This is a genomic window from Prochlorococcus marinus CUG1435 (assembly GCA_017644375.1).
Lineage (GTDB): Bacteria > Cyanobacteriota > Cyanobacteriia > PCC-6307 > Cyanobiaceae > Prochlorococcus_A > Prochlorococcus_A marinus_AH.
The window spans coordinates 1,287,813-1,305,315 of sequence record JAEPLP010000001.1 but is presented as its reverse complement, the minus strand read 5'-3'; the positions used below and the strand labels follow the sequence as shown (position 1 = coordinate 1,305,315).

Genomic DNA, 17,503 nt, shown 5'->3' with positions numbered 1-17,503 from the left:
AAAATCAAGAAAGGTAGAAAAGGATAGTTTTTCAAAGATGAACTTACTAATTCGAAATAACTATATAGGTATTTATACTGTTTGTCTACCCCTTAGCTTTCATGAAAGTAAAAATATTTCTTTTAAAGGTAAAAATTAAACATTAACCAAATTTACCAGATATGTATTCCTGAGTAGTTTTTTCTTTTGGAGAGTTAAAAATTTTCTTTGTAGAATTAAACTCGGCAAGATAACCAACCTTTCCTCCATCCCCATCTTCATATTCAATAGCATTAAAAAATGCAGTCATATCACTTACTCTTAATGCCTGTTGCATATTATGGGTAACGATTATTATTGTGTAATTCTTCTTAAGTTCATGCATAGTCTCTTCTATTTTTAAGGTAGAGATTGGATCTAAAGCTGAGCATGGCTCATCCATTAGAATTATTTCAGGTTCAATAGCAATCGTTCGAGCAATACATAATCTTTGTTGCTGTCCACCAGATAAAGAGTAACCACTGTCATTTAATTTATCCTTACATTCGTCCCATAAAGCAGCTTTTCTAAGCGAACTTTCAACTAACTCATCCATATCTCCAGTAAAGCCATTAATTCTTGCTCCAAATGCAATATTTTCGTAGATAGATTTAGGAAAAGGATTAGGTTGTTGAAAAACCATTCCAATTCTTCTTCTTACTTCGACTGGATCTACTCTTTTATCGTAAATATTAGTTCCATCAAACAGTACAGTGCCTTTTAGTGAACAATTAGGAATTAAATCGTTCATCCTATTTAAAGATCTAAGAACAGTTGATTTACCACAACCTGAAGGGCCAATAAGGGAGGTTATATTTCCTTTTTTAAAGTTACAAAAAACATTTCTTACAGCTTCAAAAGTTCCATAGCTAATAGATACGTTTTCAAGAGATAAAATGATATTCTTTGGTATTTTTTTATTAGTTTTAATCATTTATACTCTCTTAGTTTTCTCAGTAAAAGCGGCTAATATCCTTGAAAATATATTTACTGATAGTATCGACAAAACAAGAATAAAGGAAGCTGCCCAGGCTAATTTATTCTGTGCATCATAAGGTTCAAGTGCAAAGTTGTATATCAATACAGCCAAAGAACCCATCTCATAAAACAAGTCCCCAAAGCCTGTTATGTAGTAGTAAGAGAATAAAGCAGTAAATATCAAAGGTGCTGTTTCGCCTGCTGCTCTAGCGATTCCAAGTACAACGCCAGTAGCAATAGACCTAAATGCAGAGGGCAAAGTAACTTTCAATATGGTGGTATACATACTTGCTCCAACACCAAGAGAGGCATATCTTAATTCGTTTGGCACTAACTTTAAACCTTCATCAGTCGTCTTTATCACAGTTGGCAACATCAATATTGAGAGCGCCATTCCTCCAGCCAAACCACTGTACATACTTCCAAATAAGATCTTTGTAGAAACTATTAAGGCATAAATAAATACACCTGCAATTATTGAAGGAACTCCAGCTAAAACATTTACACCAAATCTTATAAACCTTGAAAAAGCACCCCCTTTAGAATACTCAGCTAGATATATGCCACCGCCAACACCTACTGGTATGGCAATAATTGAAGCAATAGTAGTTATTATTAATGTCCCGATCAATGCAGGATTAATACCACCTGCATCTAAATCATCTCCAGGGGGATTTGGTTCTAAAGTAAATAGTTCGGGTGTAATTTGGGATCCACCTTTGATGAGAATATAAGTCACCAGAAAAATCAAAGGGAGTATTGCGATCAATGCACAAATTACTGATAAAGAAGTAAAGAATTTATCTCCTATATTTCTTGATAATCTTTTCTGGTAATAAAGTGAATTCATAATTATCTAATATTTGAGACTAAATTTCTTGACTAGCCACTGCGCAAAGATATTTACTACTAAAGAAAGGATCATCAGTACAAAAGCCGCATAAAACAGTGATGAAACCTGACTTCCATCAGCCTCACCAAACTGGTTTGCGAGCATGGAGGAAATGGTATATCCAGGAGATAATAGAGACCAACTAAATGCATTTGAATTACCAATAATCATTGTCACAGCCATTGTTTCTCCCATTGCCCTACCTAAAGCCAATAGAACTCCTGCCATAATTCCTGATAATGCTGCCGGCAAAATTACTGAAAATATTGTTTTCCATCTACTTGCTCCAATTCCATATGCTGCATTTCTTAGTTTTTTAGGAACCTGATTAAGTGAATCCCTTGCAATGGAAGTCACTATTGGCAAAAGCATTACTACTAAAATCAATATCGCTAACAAAGAATTCCTGCCTGTAGGTTCTGTACTAAATAAAGGTATCCAACCAAAGAAATTATGCAAAAAGACAAAAAAGGCTCTAAAAAAAGGTTCCATTACAAATATTGCCCAAAGTCCCAATACAACTGATGGAATTGCTGCTAATAATTCAACAAAAGAACCTATTATTTCTCTAAAAACTTTCGGGACAAAGTCCTCTGTAATAAATATTGCAGTTCCAACGCCCAAAGGGATAGTTATTAATAACGAAAGAAATGAGGTTACTAATGTGCCATATATTGCAGTAAAAGCTCCGTATTCATCTTTTACTGGATTCCATTCAGAGGTTACGAGAAACTTCAATCCATACCTTGAAAAGGATTCAAATGACTGAAAAAAGACTACTAAAATAATTCCTAAAAGTATTATTGCTACGAAACTAGACAAGACTAGGGCAGTATTCTTGAAGATAATATCTATATTTTTTTCGATACCGAATCTTTTACGATTCTTGAAAAGAGTTAATTTCTCTTCCATTAAAAAAAGAATATCTCTATAAATCTACTACTAAATGAGCAAAAAGACTTTCAAAAAAATCAAAAAATTTTGATATTTGATTATTTACAATTCCTCTTATTCTTTGATGACTGAATTAAGTTACCCATCCAATTTTGAATATCTGATAATACTTCTAAATCTAATTTGTAATAGACCCATCTACCTTCTTGTCTGTCACTGATCAGGCCTGAATCTTTAAGAATTTTTATATGATAAGAAATTTTCGATTGGGACAATCCAGTAACTTTTACTATGTCGCAAACACATATCTCTCCATTCATCATTAATTCAAGAATATTTATTCTAATTGGATCAGAAAGAGATTCCATTATCCCAACAAACTGCGCACTATTAATCTTTTTAAGTTGCTCTAACAAGGCCTAGAGATAATTGATTTTTTAATATTAACCTAAAAAAATATAATTTCACATATCAAACATTATTGATATATCAAATATTTTTGATATATAATTAGTCAGGTTTAAGATGTTTCATGAAAATTGGAATTAACGGATTTGGGCGAATTGGGAGGCTGGCTTTAAGAATCTTGTGGCAAAGGAAAGATATAGAAATAACTCATATAAATGAAACAGGAGGAGATTCCTTAGCCGCATCTCACTTATTAGAATTTGATTCTATTCATGGCAGATGGAATAAAAATATTATTTCGAATAAAGACGAAATAATAATTGAAGGAAAAAAAATTTCCTTTACATCAAAAAAGGACTATCTTGATGTTCCATGGGATAAATCTTCGGTTGATCTTATTTTGGAATGCACGGGGAAAAACAAAACTCCACAAGACTTAAATTCATATTTTGATTCTCTTGGAGTAAAAAAAGTCATTGTTGCCTGCCCTGTCAAAGGCATTGTGGGAAGTGAACAAGCACTTAATATTGTTTATGGAATTAATCATTCCCTTTATAAAGCTGATAAACATAAGTTAATTACCGCAGCATCATGTACTACTAATTGCTTAGCTCCCATCGTAAAAGTTGTTAATGAAAATTTTTCAATTAAACATGGAGCTATTACAACTATTCATGATGTTACAAATACGCAAGTTCCAGTAGATTTATACAAAGGTGACTTAAGAAGAGCAAGAGGATGCATACAAAGCTTAATTCCAACTACGACTGGATCGGCCAAAGCAATTGCCGAAATTTTTCCTGAACTAAAAGGCAAACTAAATGGACATGCAGTAAGGGTTCCTCTTTTAAACGCCTCTTTAACCGATGCAGTTTTTGAATTGAATAATGAAGTAACTGAAAAGCAAGTAAATAATGCTTTTAAAAAAGCATCAGAAACATACTTAAAAGGAATTCTTGGGTATGAGGAGAAGCCTTTAGTATCTGCAGATTACTTAAATGACTCTAGAAGTTGCATAATAGATGGACTATCAACGATGGTTGTGAATTCAAATTTATTAAAGGTTTATGCTTGGTATGACAATGAGTGGGGATATAGTTGCAGACTTGCAGATTTGACTTCTTTTGTAATTGAAAAAGAAAAAAAATTTTAGTTTTTATGAAATTATCTAGTCTTCAACAATATAGTGTCGTCACAGCGAACTATTGGGCATTTACGCTTACTGATGGGGCATTAAGAATATTAGTTGTTGGCCACTTTCATGCACTAGGTTATTCAACCCTGCAAATTGCTTTACTTTTTCTTTTCTATGAGTTTTTTGGAATAATTACAAACCTTTATGGTGGCTGGATAGGAGCAAGATATGGTTTAAGGCTTACTTTATGGATAGGAACAATTCTGCAAATTATTGCTCTTTTCATGTTGATTCCTGTCAAAGATAATTGGCCAGTAATCTTTAGCGTCGCATACGTTATGTTGGCTCAAGCGCTCAGTGGGGTAGCAAAAGATCTAAATAAAATGAGTGCAAAAAGTGCAGTTAAATCAATAGTTACCAGTTCAGAAGAAAATAATCAAAATAGTCAAAAACAATTATTTAAGTGGGTTTCAATTTTAACAGGATCTAAAAATGCGCTTAAGGGGGTTGGTTTCTTCTTAGGTGGACTTTTATATAAGATATTAGGCTTTAATAATGCTGTTGAAATAATGGGTTTAGGTCTGTGTCTCGCATTCTTTTTAACTTTGTGTCTTCCTAAAGATTCAGGGAAAATGAAAAGAAAACCTGTTTTTAAAGACCTTTTTTCCAAGTCTCAAGGTATAAATATTCTCTCAAGCGCTAGATTTTTCTTATTTGGAGCAAGAGATGTCTGGTTTGTAGTTGCACTTCCTGTGTTTTTAGATATTTCTTTTGGATGGGATTATTTAAAAATTGGTCTTTTCTTGGGTGGATGGATAATAATCTACGGATTTTTTCAAGTATTAGCTCCATTACTTAGAAAAGTATGGAGAAAAAAAACTAGCCCAACAAAAACAACCGTCCAATTTTGGGGACTTATCTTGACAGTTATTCCATTATTTATTGCTTTAGCTTTAAACGGTGATAAATCATTAGGACCTGTAATTGTAATTGGATTAATAATATTTGGCTTTATTTTTGCAATGAATTCTTCTACTCATTCGTACTTAATTTTGGCTTATTCAGATAATGAAAAAGTAAGTTTAAATGTTGGTTATTACTATATGGCTAATGCAGCTGGAAGATTGTTAGGAACCTTACTATCTGGCTTATTATTTATGCTAGGCAGAAATGCCACTCTTGGTCTTCAATATTGTTTATATGCTTCAACTGCCTTGATTTTTATTGCATGGCTTACTAGTTCTAAATTACCTTCCTATTCTTCCAACAGCATCGATTGATTTTTTTAGAATTTCCCCTTTTAAAGGAACGAAGCCTAAAGCAGGAGCTTTTGATTGGTATTCATCACTTAGCAATTTATAGAACGTATCTTGAATTGCCTTAGTATTCCTGCCGTTACCTTTTTCATAAGCGAGTATCCAAGTCAAGGTTGCTATTGGATAAGCTCCTTTAGCAGTAGGATTCGGATTTTTACCAGCCAAGTTTTCATCAAGATTTATTCCATTTAAAGCTATTGCTCCTGACTCAGTATTGGGAGTAACGAATTCACCAGAAAGATTTTGAAGTGCAGCAGCCTTAACATTACCTTTAATGTATGACTGGTTTACATAACCAATTGCACCTGGAGTATTTTGTATAACACCGGCCACACCAGAATTGCCTTTAGCTCCTACTCCTGCAGGCCATTTAACAGATTTACCAGTACCAAGGTTCCAAGTTTTAGAAAAAGCCTCCATAGAATTTGTAAAAGCTTTAGTAGTACCTGAACCATCAGAACGATGAGCCCAAGTTAATTTACCTGACTTGCATCCTAATTCCTTCCAATTTTTTATCATTCCCAATGCAACTTGAACAGCTTGTTCTTGTGTTAGTTTCAAGTCGCAGTCATAGTTATATCCGAATGCAATTGTGCCTCCTACCATAGGTATTTGAACAAGCCCTCTAGTAACTTTCTCTATATCAGAATCTTTCATAGGATCATCTGATGCACCAAAATTTACAGTTTCATCTATAAAGGCCTTTCTGCCAGACCCAGAACCAACTGCTTGATAATTAACTCTTGGGCCTCCAGATTTAGCTAAGTCAAAAAACCACCTGGTATAAATTTTTGAGGGAAATGAAGCACCAGCTCCGCTCAATCTTTTTGAAGCAATCGCTGCTGGAGAGAAAACTAATGAGATAGCAGAAGAAATAATGAGAGCTTTCTTAAAAATGCTCATGACATCGTTATGGTTGAAGACAATTCATTTATAGCATCAAACATAAAGCCAAAAGCAAAGGTTAAGAAATACATCAAAATATTTTGATATAATCAATAATTCTTGATATATCAATTTTAATAGCTCAGCTAGCAATTTAAATTTCAATTAAATATTGACTCTTTATTTAGAATTTAATTTTTGTTGTTACTCTGTTTTTATTTTGAGATTTGATTTCAAAAATTCCTGTTTCAGTAAATATGGTCAACTCATCTCCAGATGTTTCTTCAATTGCAATTCCCTCAGACTCTAAATTTTTAACAAAAACATTCCCAATAAGTTTTAGAGATTTATCATCCTTGTCAAAAGAAAGTTTGTCCGAATAAGCCTCAAAGTTACCACTATTACTCTTAATGACTACATTTCCTTTAGCCTCTAAATCTCCTTCTAAAGTATTTATTTGAGAATCAGATGTAATTGTGTAATTAGTTAATTCCTCAGCAAAAGAAAATTCAGCTAATAGAAATAAAAACGATGCAAGAAATACGCTTTTCATTTATTCCCAACCCTTTTCTGCATTTTGAATAATCCATTCTGCAAGAACCTTATCCTCTCCATCCTTCAATTTATTTTTATAACCTTTCATAAAACCAATCCCATTATTAGCAATTTTTGTTATTGAATTTATATCTGCAATTCCTCTTTTTTCAAGGTCGGAAAGTCTTAACGATTTAGATCCTTTAAGAACAACTGATCCACCTTTTACATGGCAGCCTGCGCATACATTTCTAAAAATTGCTTCTCCATCTCTAATATCAGAAGCCATTAGATATCTATTATGCAAAGAGGTTTGAAAAATAATTATTAAAGTTATTACAGGAATTACAAATAGAAATTTAAATATTTTCATTTTGTTTATTCCACCCACAATCAACTTAGCAATTAATTCTGAATCTTAATCTATCTACTTTAATAACTCTACTGCTACAACAAGATTTCCTAATAAACCGTTCAAAATATTTAATTGTTCTTTACTACCAAATGCTATTAATACCTGACCTGGCTGAAGTATGAAATTACCTCCAGGGTTGGTAAATAATTTTTCGTTCTCTTTTATAGCCAAAATTTTAGCCCCACTTTTTTTTCCTATTCCAAGTTCAGAAAGTGATCTTTTCTTTGCTGTTTCAAAAAGACTAATATCATTACTTAATTCAAATTCTTCAATTTCACATTCACTTCCTGCTAGAAGATCAAGGAAGTCAATAGCTATTGGTCTTAAAGCCATTGATGCCATTGCTCTTCCTGCTGCGATATAGGGGCTTACAACTATACTTGCTCCGGCTAATCTCAACTTACTTGCAGCTTCTTCAGTTCCTGCTCTTGCAATTACTCTTATTGAACTTCTTATCCCTTTAGCGCTTAAAACCACATATAAATTAGCAGCATCATTGGGCAAAGTAACAACCAAACTTTTGCATTTTTCTAATCCTGCCAGTTTTAACGTCTCATCAAGAGTTGCATCAGCACAAAGAACTTCTAAACCATTTTCTTCAGCAATCTTTTTTCTATCTTCATCGCTCTCAACCACAATAATTGGAATATTTTGCGTCTTTATTTGGTTAGATATTTCCTGACCTACCCTCCCATATCCACACAAAATTACATGATTTTCCATTTTTCTAAGAAGTCTTTTAAAACGTAATTCGTTTACTCTTTGAAAATAGCCGGATTCGAATAATCTAACAGCTTTTTGAAAGGTAAATTGAATAAAGATCAATCCGCCAACGATTACTAAAACAGTTACGATCCTGCCTTCAGGACTTAAAGGTTGAACTTCTCCAAAACCAATTGTGGTTATCGTGATCAGAACCATCCATAAGCAATCACTCCATTCCCATCCCTCCGTTATTCGATAGCCAATTGCGCCTAAGAAAAACAGAAAGAATAAAGAATAAATAAGACCAAACCAAGGCCTTAAATAGTCTTTAATAAAATAGAACTCAAATAATCTAAGCTTCATATCCCTTATTATCGTTAACTATTCAAAAATTTCAAAAAAATTTTCTATTATGTTCCTAAAACTATTTATTTGTTTAAGTGAAATACATATTAAGCAGAATAATAATATTTATTTTCGTAGCTGTATGCATTAAACAAATGATTACTGTTTCAGGTCTTATTTAATGCTTCATTAAAAATTAATTCAAGGTTTTACTTGTACCGATTCAATTAGAAAATCAGAAGCTGCTTTTAACCAATCAGCTACTGTAAGACGAAGGTCAGGTTGAGAATATACAAGCGCGACAATTATTCCAACTAAGATTATCTTTACCATGGCAATTCAAATATTCTTATGAATTAAAGCACAACTATTTAGTAAAAAGAACCTTAAATTTATAAAAAACAGATTAATTAAAATTTCTCTAATTGATTAAACAAGTATTCCACTCTTCTTAGATTAACGCCTAAATCTGATTGACCTAATCTTGCTGCAGATCTTATTTGAATGATTCCTTTTGATCTATCTACATAACTTCTTACATCAAGCTTTAAAATTTCAAGGTCATCAGGAAATCTAAAAATTAAGCTTCTACAAACACCTCTCCAATAATTCCTTCCACTTTCGATGACTTCTGTACGAGGTAATCCTTCTGCTAGAGAGACAAGTTGAATGAACTTTTGATCAACATTTATTAGTTTCTTTTCTATTAAGACACTATTTAATGGATTAGTTATTGGAGCAAGACCTTGAATGGAGGAAACCATATTTTTTAAAAAACGATATAGATGTTCTAACTGATTTCATACACAAAGTGAGAGGAAAAAAGTAAAGAATTTTCCCATAAATTTGCTCTCTTTATAAAGATTCCTTATTTTGTGATCAAAATTCTAAAATTTGAGATTTTTAATTGTTTTTTTTGATAGAGATGGTTGCCTACCTTCTTTACTAGTTAGTTTCCTAACCCATAAAAAAACTCCCACAAACAAAAAAATTTCAACAATAATTCCAACCTTTATTAAACTCATTTTTTATCCTCTTTCTTCTTGTTGGTCCCCTCAATGTATGGCACAAGAATATTTAATAACCACTTTTTAAATGAATTTAATGGTTTCATAATCTATTTACTTGCCTTTTCTCCACAAACTCCTTCCTTTAATGAGATCCTCTATATTTGGCCAAGCTGCTATTAATTCTTTAAGTGCTTTTCTATTAGGAGTATAGAAAACACATGACAATGCACTTATTACATAAAGTATGAACCATAACTTACTTTCTGAATAAGCTAAAAACAAAGAGAAAAGAAAACTTCCAATAAAGAAAAAGAAAAATGTCCTATTTAGTATTTCTAATGGAGTTCTTTTAAGTCTGTAAAATTTGGTCTTTTTTTTGTCTGCTTGAGTATCTTTCAGAAATTTACTTTCGTATGAATTAATTATTTCTTCTTCTAGAACTTTTTCGTACTCTAAATTATCAATTGGATCACTACCAACCTTTTTATTTTTCATTAAAGTCTGCCAATCATAAACATGGGAACCAATTTAAGGTATTTTAAAAAGTATCAAATTTTATCTCTTAACTTGAACTATACGAACAGATCATGGTTTTGAAAATACTTCAAGATTGTCTTATTTATAAAAGATAAATTAGTTAAGATGTTCTTCTTAACTTTCCCAAATCTTTCGTTCATTTAAAACAAAAACTTCTATAAACTTCATAGCATTAATTAAATTGGGAGGCAATATCTAAATCTAGAGTTAAAATAGTTTAGAGATTTTAATAATAATCTATATGCAAAGGTATTTGATTTCCTATGAATTTACAGATGGCGAGGATCAAGAAGAAGGGGCAGAAATGCTAATTAATTGGTACGAATCAGGTGGGCCCCAAAACCGACCTGAAAACTATGAGGTTCATTCTTGGATTTTTATGGTTCAGAATGGGATTGGACATTCTGTAGTAAGTGCAGATTCTCTTGAGACAATTTGGAAGCAATGGCATCCTTGGAGAAGGTTAATGGATATTAGTATTCAGCCTTGCATGGATCTTGATGAGACAGTCGGATTATTCAAAAAACAAAAAATGAATACACGGATAGTCTAAAAGTTTTTCTAATTTCTAAATATAAATTTCTTTTTAGTAGCACCTAATACTACATACATATTTCACTGCGTTAAAAAGGGTAAGATTAATTTTCCATGATGAATGATTCTTATCACATTTACTTCAAAGGAGAAATTCTTTTCAAGAATTTAAGTAAAGATGAATTTGAATTTGTTTGGGGAAAACTTTATACATCTTATATAAATGCCCTAAATAAAGAGCTAACCTACGAATTAGTTAGCGAAAACAATATTATGGAGCCGGCCTTTAATCTCGAGCCATCCTACTAAATCAAGAACTAAATCCTTGATTATGAATAAAACAAGAAAAGTCGTCTCTCTTTTATTTTGAGATAATCTTTTTCTTCCTTGCTTATATCCAAAGAAATTTTATTTGCCTCAATTTCGACGTTCAAACTATAAGTTTCAAAGTTCTCATCTTTTTTAAATAGGGCAACAATACCAATAACTGTTATGAACCAAATAAAATGATCAGTTTCTCCAATTGGCTCTTCTTTTAAAGAATCAATAATCAAATCACAAGTTGAATCCATTTAATTAATCTGAGAGGGGTTTTAATTGCCTCCATTGCAATACCTTACGGCCTCAGAATTGGTGCCACCAACTTCAATTATTTCTGCAACACATTTATTAAAAAGTTTAGATTCCTTTTTTACTGAACAGAATCCAAAAGCGATTGCAGCTAAAGCTATTGCCGATACGAAACTAGAACCCAGTTGTATAAAACCATAGGCAAACATAATGTTTTTCCTTCCAGAACATTTTTTTGAATCCTTTTTTTCTTCTGTCATTTTTAATATTTAACTTATACAAACCTATTTGATTAATCTTGCGTTTGGGAAGTATTGCCATAGAGAAAACCGAATTAAACAATTTTTAATCAGCTATGACAAAAATTAAAAATTTCAAGTTTAGATTGATTTTTCTTCACTTTAATTTTCAATTTGATACATGATGAAGAAAAAACTTGTTTAATTTTTTATCAACATGAGCTTCTGGTATAGATATTTTATCTTTTTTTAAAAGTAATGATCCCACAGTTATAACAACAGATTATGATACTTTTTAAACTATATTTTATTTTTTTTGATGAAGTATTAATACTTAAAATTTTTTCCAGAAAAGCTTGTTTTGGGAATGCTCCCGAAGAGTTATCCACTTTTTAAGCGTTTTTCAACAGGGTTTTCCACAATATGTTGATTTAATTTGAATTTCTATGTGCAAAATAAAATATTATCTTCTTTAGAGTAAAAACTATCCACAATTTTTTTTTGGGATCACTATGATTTCGAATGTCTTTAAATAATTTTCTGTATTAATCCTATGAATTTAAACGAGACAAAAAAGGATTTAAATCCCGAAATCAAAAAAGAGTTGGAAAAATCTAAGCTCGAAGTTCTTACTAATGAAAATGATTTTTTAGTTAAAAACCTCAAGAAGGCTGGATGATCTACTAGAACTTAAAAAACTTTTTTAAGCAATAAATTCTAAAACCTCCTTACTGAGAGAAAATAATACTTTCTTAATGATCACACAAAAAGCTTAAGTTTATCAAATATAAAATTTCTATTAAATATACAAATTAATACTCTTTATACCAAACATATAAAACAAATCCTAGTTATATTATTCAAATCTCAGCAGGAGATAGGTTTAGAAATATAAACGGGAAATCCATATTTTTCATTTATTAAAACGTTCTTTTTTTCCTGTATTTGCATGATATTTTCCTTAAAAGATGAATATCCAAGAACTTAAATTCAATTATAAAAAGCTTTTAAACAAAGCTGTGAAAGCAAACGGCCGTAAAGAAACTGTTTTTTACTTAAATCGTGCTGCTAAAATTAAATCAAAAATCTATTCAAACACTAAAGTAAATTGCTTTAGATGTAATGGAGCAGGTTTTCTAAGAATTTCACTAGATGAGACTAAAACATGTCTATCTTGCTACGGGAAGGGTTTTTTAATTAAAGAAATTCAACAGGTTTAAAAAAATTTGATTGTTCATGAAAGATCTCATTCAAGCGCATAAAAAATTAATTAAAACAGTAAAAGAACAAATGGGATTTTCTGATTATGGGATGTATTGGTTGGCTTTCCTGGAAGGAGGTCTAACTATATGGCTGCTGGATAGAATATTTTTTCACTGGTTAAAATTTTAATTTTTATTTAGATCAAAAAAATTTCTGCAGGTATTAAATAAACTAAATTATCGAAACCATTTGAAAGGTTGTAGGATGGTAAAAAACTAATATGCAATTACTCGGATTAATTCTCCTTCTAGCTAGTAGCTGGTATTTATGGAAATTAACATCAAACTTTCTTGATGAACCAACGAAAAAAGAACTGACTAATAGTTTAAAAACCCTCAAAAGTAAATTCTCTGAGGGAAAACAAAATTTCTCTAAAGCAAAAATAAGCGAAGCTTGGGAAAAATACAAAGAAGAAGGTGGTGCCTTATCTAATCAAGAAAAAAGCTAATGGACTTTTTTATTATTACAAGTCTCACTAAAGATATTTCTAGAATTGATCTAATTGGTATTTTGTTTGGTCATTTAATTTTTGTTGTTGCATTGACACAGCTTTTAGATTGGACGTGGTTAAAGAACCTTATGAGTGAAGAAGATAAAACAAGGATGCTTAAAAGTTATACATGGAAAGACTTATTAGTAGATGGAGCAATTGTTACGGTAGTTCTAGGAATAATCTTTTTGTTAATTAGCATTTTTCTATAAATGAACGTAACTTCCATCCTTTTAGTTTTTTTAATGATATCAATTGTGATTTTCACTCAAATAATCAATTCCTCCGATAAATCAAAATAAATGAACGAAGTAACTAGCAACTCCTCAACTGGGTGGTACTTAATCGCTTTGGTAAGCACTTTATCTTTTTTAGCTTTAATTTACTTCGGCCAAAAAAGATAGAGTAAATTTTGAAATACTATTCAAATTCATAAAAAAAGCTCTACAACTTCATGAGATGCAGAGCTTTAAATTATTAAGTAACTGATTTATATAAATCTATTGATTATAAAACCTTTTTTCTTAATCAAAGAAAAAGAGACCGATGAATGTGATGAAGATATTGAATTCACGGCCCCTTTGATAACCGCATTTTTCGGTAGATACGACAATGAATCACCTCCTTTACTAATGTTTTTTTAAACATAACTAAAAGAATGAAACGAGGAAAGAAATTCGTTAAAAACTTAAAAGTTTTTTAACAAATTAACGATATAAACCTCTTAAAAATAAAAATATAGATATTACCAAGGCAAAACTTCTCCGTTGGCATGCCAAAACGTACCCGAGTTATTTTTATTTAAAGAATCAATACGTTTTAAAAGGCCATTTGCTGATTCTTCAGGACTAATTCCATTTCTTGTAAAACCAGTCATTCTTGTACACACTAACCCAGGATGCAAAATAGCTACACAAATATCATCTCTTGATAAATCTATAGAAAGTGATTTTGCTGCCATTGACAAGGCTACCTTAGACATCCTGTAACCATAAGAACTTCCAGATAAATTATCTTCAATAGATCCCATTCTACTTGTGATAAAAGCAACTTTAGAAGATCTTTTTAAAAGGTGTTTAAGTGATTGGGTCATACATATTGGGCTCAATGCATTAACTTCAAATTGCCGCAAAATACTTTTTTTATCTAAGTTTTCGAAAGAATTAAATTCATAAATTCCTGCATTATGAATTAAGCAATCTAAATTAATTCCAGATAGTTTTTTACACAAATTTGTTATCGACTCATCAGAAGAAATTTCTATATCCTCTTCAATTCTCACTCCTAAATCTATAAGTTCTTTTGAAGCTTTCCTACACGTTGCAATTACATTATCTCCCCTCTTATGAATTTGCCTACATAGTTCTAATCCAATACCCCTATTAGATCCTGTAATTAGATAAGTCGACATCTCTAAACTAAAAAATAAAAAATTAATCTAAATCCAAATATAAAAGAAAACGAACTAGAAAAAGAAAAAATTTATAAAACTCCTTATTAGATTTTTTAAGGTTATGATGAGTTATGAAATTTAAAAGATTTATAAAAGAAAGCAAAGATATTTTTATTATCAAAATTTAATGTATGGAAATTTTCAATCAAGAATTTATACAAGAGATTATTAGGTTAACATGGAGAAATCCTGCTTTCATGGCTATAGCTATTGCGTTAGTTTGGCTTATACCACAATTATTTATCAGAAAAATAATGGAAAAAAAATATGAAAGAAGAAAAATAGAAATTCAGAAAAATAAAATTCAGAAGCTTTACCCAACTAATACTCCTAAATAAGATTTTTATTTATAAGATGATCTAATGAATGAAAAAAAAAATACTTTTGCATCTAAGTAAAATATGACCTACAAAATAATTAGAATTGATGGGAAAGATGACGAATTAACAGATCAAAGTTTTGATAAGTATTCAGATGCTTACGATTTGTTAGAGGAACTATATGGAGATTTATGTTGTTCAGATGCTGATTATGGAGACATAACCTATTACGATATTGTGGAAAACAATTAAAAAAATATTAATGAAGAATAAAAAATGGGCTCCCTCCCAAGAAGAAAATTTAGGAGTAATAACGAGTGTATATGAATTCATTAAAGAAGAACTTTCAGAACTTCAAAAAAAAACTGGATGTCCCGATTCATTTATTTATGATTTTATTGGCAAGATTCAGAATGAATGGCATCCTGAATCTTGCCACTCCATAGTTAGAAATAAAAAAAGGAAAAATTAGAAAATATTAAATCTTCAACGCAAATTTATAAAATTTCTCTAATATAATTTGAATTTAAAAATATTAAATCATGATTATTAGAATACTAGGAATCGTACTTATCCTTGGTACGATTGCATATTATGGTTTAGTTTTAACTGGGCAAAGCAACCTTTAGTTTTTTTAACTTTTAAAAAGTTCTCATGAAATGGCCTCCTACTTTGTGTTGGACAGCACCAAAAACTATTAATGGTAATAGGCATTTTCAAGTTAATGCTTATGGTGGGAAAAATGAAGATAGATGGGTTGATATTTTTCCTACCAAAAATAAAAAAGATATTAAAAGGATCTCATGGGCAAAACTAAAATCAGAATGGACTACTGGATGGTTAAGGCTCCCAAAAGATAAAGATTAATTTGACTATGTAAACAAATATTATTAACCAGAAAACTGTAAAAAATAATACCTAACTCAAAAAGAATAACTTCTAAAATTTCTTAAATTGCTGTTTAATATGAAGTCAGAACCGAAGAAAAAACTCCCTAATAAAAAAGTTATAAGTTCAGCAAAATTTGAGGCCAAAGAACAATTCACAAAATCTGCATTAGAAAATTTAAAAACAGAAAATGAAAGACTTGTTAATTCACTAAAAAAATCCGGGGAGATTAAAGAATCAAAAAGAAAATAGACTTACAGTATTTAAAATTTTTTTGTAATATAAATATTTATGGATTGAGAAATGATTGAAAAAATCTCTCTAGCAAATTCTCATTTACCTCAACTTATTGGGTTCGTACTGATGTCAATTGGTTACACATTAGGCAATAAATTCTACCTTCCGGAAATCAAACAAAAATAATATTTTCTAGTTATTAAAAATATTTTAAATAAATAACATTAAAAATATATTCCTTATTAAAACTTTTCAAAATTTTATCTGATTTAAATTTAAAACTGAAGCTTATTCTGTAATTTAATTAAGACTAGTCTCAGGGTATTAATGACACATAAATGTAACAGTTAAGTCCTTAAAAATGTGAAATCCAAAGAAAAAGTAAGAATTCATACTAATTTTTTTTAAATATGTTACATTAATTAATAATTCAAGTTAAGTTTTCCTCTGTCAATTAAGCAGAAATGAGGAATGTTTGATACATACAAATGTCATTTACTTTTTGGCTTACTAATTGATCACATATGGAATCTAAAAATGGATGCACTTACTAGTTTTATAGTTGTTATTATCGCAATTACAATTCAATTCTCTTTATACGCCATAAAAAGGTTGCAGGAACCTTTAGAACCAAATTATTTGATAGATAAAAATTCGAAAAAAAATAAAAACTACATGGGAAAATTTTGGAAGAATGCCGAAATAACAAATGGGAGATTAGCTATGATTGGCTTTTTAGCTTTGATAATAAACTACGGTTTTTTTGGGTGGATAATACCTGGTTTTATTTAAATTATCAATACATTTAGGTCTTATAGAAAAAAATAAATCTCTCGTTCAAAACAAACTCTCCTTTTTAAAAAAAAATTTTTATTATAAGTAAAAAAGCAATTGAGTAATTCTGATTTTGATAAAAATGGATTGGATAGCTATGGAATACATTGGCTTCAATATGCTGCTTTTGCTGTCTCTGGTTTTGCTATATTTACAACCTGGGCATTTTTTTATGATGAAAGATTCCACAACTTTGTAATGAATATTTTTAGGATTATTAACTGCAGTGGGTTCAACTGTAATGGAGCATTTTAAAATTCTATGGCTAATCCAGATCAAAAAACAATCTTAATTGATAATGCTCTTGAGGAAATAAAAAACATTTGTATAAATCTTCAAAAAGATACTGATGCTTCGAATTCAGAACTTAAAAGTTTACTAAAACTAATAATTAGTGAATGGGAAGAAAAAGAAGATCAAAAAACTGGTTTTGGATTCAGGTAAAGTTAGCCACTATCTAAGAAGAGACTTAGGCCTCAAATCATTTTAATATGAAGAGATTTTTTACTTTTAAAATTTAATATTTATAATTTACATTTTTTAGAAAGAAATTAAAAAGGAATGAATCTCGAATAGAAGATTCATTCCAGATTTAGCATTAGT

Annotated in this window: 30 protein-coding genes; 16 read left to right on the top strand and 14 right to left on the bottom strand. The window is 30.5% G+C overall.

Going from position 1 to position 17,503, the window contains the following annotated elements:
• Nucleotides 1–142: 142 nt before the first annotated feature.
• The 4 genes from JJ844_07425 to JJ844_07410 all read right to left on the bottom strand — a co-directional run bounded on the left by JJ844_07425 (nt 143) and on the right by JJ844_07410 (nt 3,150).
• Nucleotides 143–952: a phosphate ABC transporter ATP-binding protein gene (locus tag JJ844_07425; protein MBO6975504.1), complete on the bottom strand. Its 810-nt coding sequence runs from the start codon at nt 950–952 to the stop codon at nt 143–145.
• Entirely contained in the window at nt 953–1,846 is an 894-nt protein-coding gene (gene pstA, locus JJ844_07420) for a phosphate ABC transporter permease PstA (GenBank protein ID MBO6975503.1), read from the bottom strand. It lies immediately after the preceding gene.
• Nucleotides 1,847–1,852: 6 nt separating this feature from the next.
• On the bottom strand, nt 1,853–2,800 hold the full coding sequence (pstC, locus tag JJ844_07415; protein ID MBO6975502.1) for a phosphate ABC transporter permease subunit PstC: 948 nt from the start codon (nt 2,798–2,800) through the stop codon (nt 1,853–1,855).
• Between the two features lie 80 nt (nt 2,801–2,880).
• Nucleotides 2,881–3,150 (bottom strand): winged helix-turn-helix transcriptional regulator, encoded by a 270-nt coding sequence (locus JJ844_07410; GenBank protein MBO6975501.1) that lies wholly within the window; start codon nt 3,148–3,150, stop codon nt 2,881–2,883.
• Between the two features lie 164 nt (nt 3,151–3,314).
• Here JJ844_07410 and JJ844_07405 point away from each other — a divergent pair, with 164 nt between their 5' ends.
• Nucleotides 3,315–4,343, top strand: coding sequence for an ArsJ-associated glyceraldehyde-3-phosphate dehydrogenase (locus tag JJ844_07405; protein ID MBO6975500.1), 1,029 nt, complete (start codon nt 3,315–3,317; stop codon nt 4,341–4,343).
• Nucleotides 4,344–4,348: 5 nt separating this feature from the next.
• Nucleotides 4,349–5,605, top strand: a complete 1,257-nt coding sequence (arsJ, locus tag JJ844_07400) for an organoarsenical effux MFS transporter ArsJ (protein ID MBO6975499.1) — start codon at nt 4,349–4,351, stop codon at nt 5,603–5,605.
• Here the strand turns inward: arsJ and pstS are convergent.
• The 7 genes from pstS to JJ844_07365 form a co-directional block, all read right to left on the bottom strand.
• On the bottom strand, nt 5,573–6,544 hold the full coding sequence (gene pstS, locus JJ844_07395; GenBank protein ID MBO6975498.1) for a phosphate ABC transporter substrate-binding protein PstS: 972 nt from the start codon (nt 6,542–6,544) through the stop codon (nt 5,573–5,575). The two genes, arsJ and pstS, sit on opposite strands and share 33 nt — an antisense overlap.
• A gap of 166 nt (nt 6,545–6,710) precedes the next feature.
• Nucleotides 6,711–7,079 (bottom strand): hypothetical protein, encoded by a 369-nt coding sequence (locus tag JJ844_07390; GenBank protein ID MBO6975497.1) that lies wholly within the window; start codon nt 7,077–7,079, stop codon nt 6,711–6,713.
• The gene (locus JJ844_07385) at nt 7,080–7,433 is read right to left on the bottom strand and encodes a c-type cytochrome (GenBank protein ID MBO6975496.1); all 354 of its coding nucleotides are present in this window, start codon (nt 7,431–7,433) and stop codon (nt 7,080–7,082) included.
• 54 nt (nt 7,434–7,487) lie between these two features.
• Nucleotides 7,488–8,543, bottom strand: a complete 1,056-nt coding sequence (locus JJ844_07380) for a potassium channel protein (protein MBO6975495.1) — start codon at nt 8,541–8,543, stop codon at nt 7,488–7,490.
• A 392-nt stretch (nt 8,544–8,935) separates the two neighbouring features.
• The gene (locus JJ844_07375; GenBank protein ID MBO6975494.1) at nt 8,936–9,289 is read right to left on the bottom strand and encodes a DUF1499 domain-containing protein; all 354 of its coding nucleotides are present in this window, start codon (nt 9,287–9,289) and stop codon (nt 8,936–8,938) included.
• Nucleotides 9,290–9,412: 123 nt separating this feature from the next.
• Complete coding sequence (locus JJ844_07370) at nt 9,413–9,550, bottom strand: hypothetical protein (protein ID MBO6975493.1); 138 nt, start codon at nt 9,548–9,550, stop codon at nt 9,413–9,415.
• Nucleotides 9,551–9,646: 96 nt separating this feature from the next.
• Nucleotides 9,647–10,030, bottom strand: a complete 384-nt coding sequence (locus JJ844_07365) for a DUP family protein (GenBank protein ID MBO6975492.1) — start codon at nt 10,028–10,030, stop codon at nt 9,647–9,649.
• A 283-nt stretch (nt 10,031–10,313) separates the two neighbouring features.
• Between JJ844_07365 and JJ844_07360 the strand changes: the two genes are divergently transcribed.
• Nucleotides 10,314–10,625 (top strand): DUF3303 domain-containing protein, encoded by a 312-nt coding sequence (locus tag JJ844_07360; GenBank protein ID MBO6975491.1) that lies wholly within the window; start codon nt 10,314–10,316, stop codon nt 10,623–10,625.
• Nucleotides 10,626–10,720: 95 nt separating this feature from the next.
• A complete protein-coding gene (locus tag JJ844_07355) occupies nt 10,721–10,915 on the top strand; it encodes a hypothetical protein (protein MBO6975490.1) in 195 nt (64 codons plus the stop codon).
• A gap of 20 nt (nt 10,916–10,935) precedes the next feature.
• Here the strand turns inward: JJ844_07355 and JJ844_07350 are convergent, their stop codons facing one another.
• On the bottom strand, nt 10,936–11,178 hold the full coding sequence (locus JJ844_07350) for a hypothetical protein (protein MBO6975489.1): 243 nt from the start codon (nt 11,176–11,178) through the stop codon (nt 10,936–10,938).
• A 21-nt stretch (nt 11,179–11,199) separates the two neighbouring features.
• Nucleotides 11,200–11,436 carry a hypothetical protein gene (locus tag JJ844_07345; protein MBO6975488.1) on the bottom strand — a complete coding sequence of 79 codons (237 nt, stop codon included), beginning with the start codon at nt 11,434–11,436 and terminating at the stop codon, nt 11,200–11,202.
• Nucleotides 11,437–12,383: 947 nt separating this feature from the next.
• Here JJ844_07345 and JJ844_07340 point away from each other — a divergent pair.
• The 4 genes from JJ844_07340 to JJ844_07325 all read left to right on the top strand — a co-directional run bounded on the left by JJ844_07340 (nt 12,384) and on the right by JJ844_07325 (nt 13,812).
• Nucleotides 12,384–12,635 carry a molecular chaperone DnaJ gene (locus JJ844_07340; GenBank protein MBO6975487.1) on the top strand — a complete coding sequence of 84 codons (252 nt, stop codon included), beginning with the start codon at nt 12,384–12,386 and terminating at the stop codon, nt 12,633–12,635.
• Between the two features lie 263 nt (nt 12,636–12,898).
• Nucleotides 12,899–13,126 (top strand): hypothetical protein, encoded by a 228-nt coding sequence (locus JJ844_07335; GenBank protein ID MBO6975486.1) that lies wholly within the window; start codon nt 12,899–12,901, stop codon nt 13,124–13,126.
• A complete protein-coding gene (locus tag JJ844_07330; GenBank protein ID MBO6975485.1) occupies nt 13,126–13,380 on the top strand; it encodes a hypothetical protein in 255 nt (84 codons plus the stop codon). Before JJ844_07335 ends, JJ844_07330 begins: the two co-directional genes overlap by 1 nt.
• Nucleotides 13,381–13,671: 291 nt before the next feature.
• Complete coding sequence (locus tag JJ844_07325) at nt 13,672–13,812, top strand: hypothetical protein (protein ID MBO6975484.1); 141 nt, start codon at nt 13,672–13,674, stop codon at nt 13,810–13,812.
• A 101-nt stretch (nt 13,813–13,913) separates the two neighbouring features.
• Here JJ844_07325 and JJ844_07320 read toward each other — a convergent pair whose 3' ends face one another.
• The gene (locus tag JJ844_07320) at nt 13,914–14,579 is read right to left on the bottom strand and encodes an SDR family oxidoreductase (protein MBO6975483.1); all 666 of its coding nucleotides are present in this window, start codon (nt 14,577–14,579) and stop codon (nt 13,914–13,916) included.
• A 173-nt stretch (nt 14,580–14,752) separates the two neighbouring features.
• Here JJ844_07320 and JJ844_07315 point away from each other — a divergent pair, with 173 nt between their 5' ends.
• The 8 genes from JJ844_07315 to JJ844_07280 all read left to right on the top strand — a co-directional run bounded on the left by JJ844_07315 (nt 14,753) and on the right by JJ844_07280 (nt 17,344).
• Complete coding sequence (locus JJ844_07315) at nt 14,753–14,959, top strand: hypothetical protein (protein ID MBO6975482.1); 207 nt, start codon at nt 14,753–14,755, stop codon at nt 14,957–14,959.
• Between the two features lie 63 nt (nt 14,960–15,022).
• Nucleotides 15,023–15,193, top strand: a complete 171-nt coding sequence (locus JJ844_07310) for a hypothetical protein (protein MBO6975481.1) — start codon at nt 15,023–15,025, stop codon at nt 15,191–15,193.
• A 10-nt stretch (nt 15,194–15,203) separates the two neighbouring features.
• Nucleotides 15,204–15,413, top strand: coding sequence for a hypothetical protein (locus tag JJ844_07305; protein MBO6975480.1), 210 nt, complete (start codon nt 15,204–15,206; stop codon nt 15,411–15,413).
• A 182-nt stretch (nt 15,414–15,595) separates the two neighbouring features.
• Entirely contained in the window at nt 15,596–15,808 is a 213-nt protein-coding gene (locus tag JJ844_07300; protein MBO6975479.1) for a TIGR02450 family Trp-rich protein, read from the top strand.
• A 99-nt stretch (nt 15,809–15,907) separates the two neighbouring features.
• The gene (locus JJ844_07295) at nt 15,908–16,081 is read left to right on the top strand and encodes a hypothetical protein (protein MBO6975478.1); all 174 of its coding nucleotides are present in this window, start codon (nt 15,908–15,910) and stop codon (nt 16,079–16,081) included.
• 522 nt (nt 16,082–16,603) lie between these two features.
• A complete protein-coding gene (locus tag JJ844_07290) occupies nt 16,604–16,858 on the top strand; it encodes a high light inducible protein (GenBank protein ID MBO6975477.1) in 255 nt (84 codons plus the stop codon).
• Between the two features lie 99 nt (nt 16,859–16,957).
• Entirely contained in the window at nt 16,958–17,155 is a 198-nt protein-coding gene (locus JJ844_07285) for a hypothetical protein (GenBank protein ID MBO6975476.1), read from the top strand.
• A 6-nt stretch (nt 17,156–17,161) separates the two neighbouring features.
• On the top strand, nt 17,162–17,344 hold the full coding sequence (locus tag JJ844_07280) for a hypothetical protein (GenBank protein ID MBO6975475.1): 183 nt from the start codon (nt 17,162–17,164) through the stop codon (nt 17,342–17,344).
• Nucleotides 17,345–17,503: the final 159 nt, after the last annotated feature.

Excerpts from the sequence above, each read along its gene's own strand:
- JJ844_07425 (MBO6975504.1), bottom strand. The coding sequence starts at position 952 with ATGATTAAAACTAATAAAAAAATACCAAAGAATATCATTTTATCTCTT.
- pstA (MBO6975503.1), bottom strand. The coding sequence starts at position 1,846 with ATGAATTCACTTTATTACCAGAAAAGATTATCAAGAAATATAGGAGAT.
- pstC (MBO6975502.1), bottom strand. The coding sequence starts at position 2,800 with ATGGAAGAGAAATTAACTCTTTTCAAGAATCGTAAAAGATTCGGTATC.
- JJ844_07410 (MBO6975501.1), bottom strand. The coding sequence starts at position 3,150 with ATGGAATCTCTTTCTGATCCAATTAGAATAAATATTCTTGAATTAATG.
- JJ844_07405 (MBO6975500.1), top strand. The coding sequence starts at position 3,315 with ATGAAAATTGGAATTAACGGATTTGGGCGAATTGGGAGGCTGGCTTTA.
- arsJ (MBO6975499.1), top strand. The coding sequence starts at position 4,349 with ATGAAATTATCTAGTCTTCAACAATATAGTGTCGTCACAGCGAACTAT.
- pstS (MBO6975498.1), bottom strand. The coding sequence starts at position 6,544 with ATGAGCATTTTTAAGAAAGCTCTCATTATTTCTTCTGCTATCTCATTA.
- JJ844_07390 (MBO6975497.1), bottom strand. The coding sequence starts at position 7,079 with ATGAAAAGCGTATTTCTTGCATCGTTTTTATTTCTATTAGCTGAATTT.
- JJ844_07385 (MBO6975496.1), bottom strand. The coding sequence starts at position 7,433 with ATGAAAATATTTAAATTTCTATTTGTAATTCCTGTAATAACTTTAATA.
- JJ844_07380 (MBO6975495.1), bottom strand. The coding sequence starts at position 8,543 with ATGAAGCTTAGATTATTTGAGTTCTATTTTATTAAAGACTATTTAAGG.
- JJ844_07375 (MBO6975494.1), bottom strand. The coding sequence starts at position 9,289 with ATGGTTTCCTCCATTCAAGGTCTTGCTCCAATAACTAATCCATTAAAT.
- JJ844_07370 (MBO6975493.1), bottom strand. The coding sequence starts at position 9,550 with ATGAGTTTAATAAAGGTTGGAATTATTGTTGAAATTTTTTTGTTTGTG.
- JJ844_07365 (MBO6975492.1), bottom strand. The coding sequence starts at position 10,030 with ATGAAAAATAAAAAGGTTGGTAGTGATCCAATTGATAATTTAGAGTAC.
- JJ844_07360 (MBO6975491.1), top strand. The coding sequence starts at position 10,314 with ATGCAAAGGTATTTGATTTCCTATGAATTTACAGATGGCGAGGATCAA.
- JJ844_07355 (MBO6975490.1), top strand. The coding sequence starts at position 10,721 with ATGATGAATGATTCTTATCACATTTACTTCAAAGGAGAAATTCTTTTC.
- JJ844_07350 (MBO6975489.1), bottom strand. The coding sequence starts at position 11,178 with ATGGATTCAACTTGTGATTTGATTATTGATTCTTTAAAAGAAGAGCCA.
- JJ844_07345 (MBO6975488.1), bottom strand. The coding sequence starts at position 11,436 with ATGACAGAAGAAAAAAAGGATTCAAAAAAATGTTCTGGAAGGAAAAAC.
- JJ844_07340 (MBO6975487.1), top strand. The coding sequence starts at position 12,384 with ATGAATATCCAAGAACTTAAATTCAATTATAAAAAGCTTTTAAACAAA.
- JJ844_07335 (MBO6975486.1), top strand. The coding sequence starts at position 12,899 with ATGCAATTACTCGGATTAATTCTCCTTCTAGCTAGTAGCTGGTATTTA.
- JJ844_07330 (MBO6975485.1), top strand. The coding sequence starts at position 13,126 with ATGGACTTTTTTATTATTACAAGTCTCACTAAAGATATTTCTAGAATT.
- JJ844_07320 (MBO6975483.1), bottom strand. The coding sequence starts at position 14,579 with ATGTCGACTTATCTAATTACAGGATCTAATAGGGGTATTGGATTAGAA.
- JJ844_07315 (MBO6975482.1), top strand. The coding sequence starts at position 14,753 with ATGGAAATTTTCAATCAAGAATTTATACAAGAGATTATTAGGTTAACA.
- JJ844_07310 (MBO6975481.1), top strand. The coding sequence starts at position 15,023 with ATGACCTACAAAATAATTAGAATTGATGGGAAAGATGACGAATTAACA.
- JJ844_07305 (MBO6975480.1), top strand. The coding sequence starts at position 15,204 with ATGAAGAATAAAAAATGGGCTCCCTCCCAAGAAGAAAATTTAGGAGTA.
- JJ844_07300 (MBO6975479.1), top strand. The coding sequence starts at position 15,596 with ATGAAATGGCCTCCTACTTTGTGTTGGACAGCACCAAAAACTATTAAT.
- JJ844_07295 (MBO6975478.1), top strand. The coding sequence starts at position 15,908 with ATGAAGTCAGAACCGAAGAAAAAACTCCCTAATAAAAAAGTTATAAGT.
- JJ844_07290 (MBO6975477.1), top strand. The coding sequence starts at position 16,604 with ATGGATGCACTTACTAGTTTTATAGTTGTTATTATCGCAATTACAATT.
- JJ844_07280 (MBO6975475.1), top strand. The coding sequence starts at position 17,162 with ATGGCTAATCCAGATCAAAAAACAATCTTAATTGATAATGCTCTTGAG.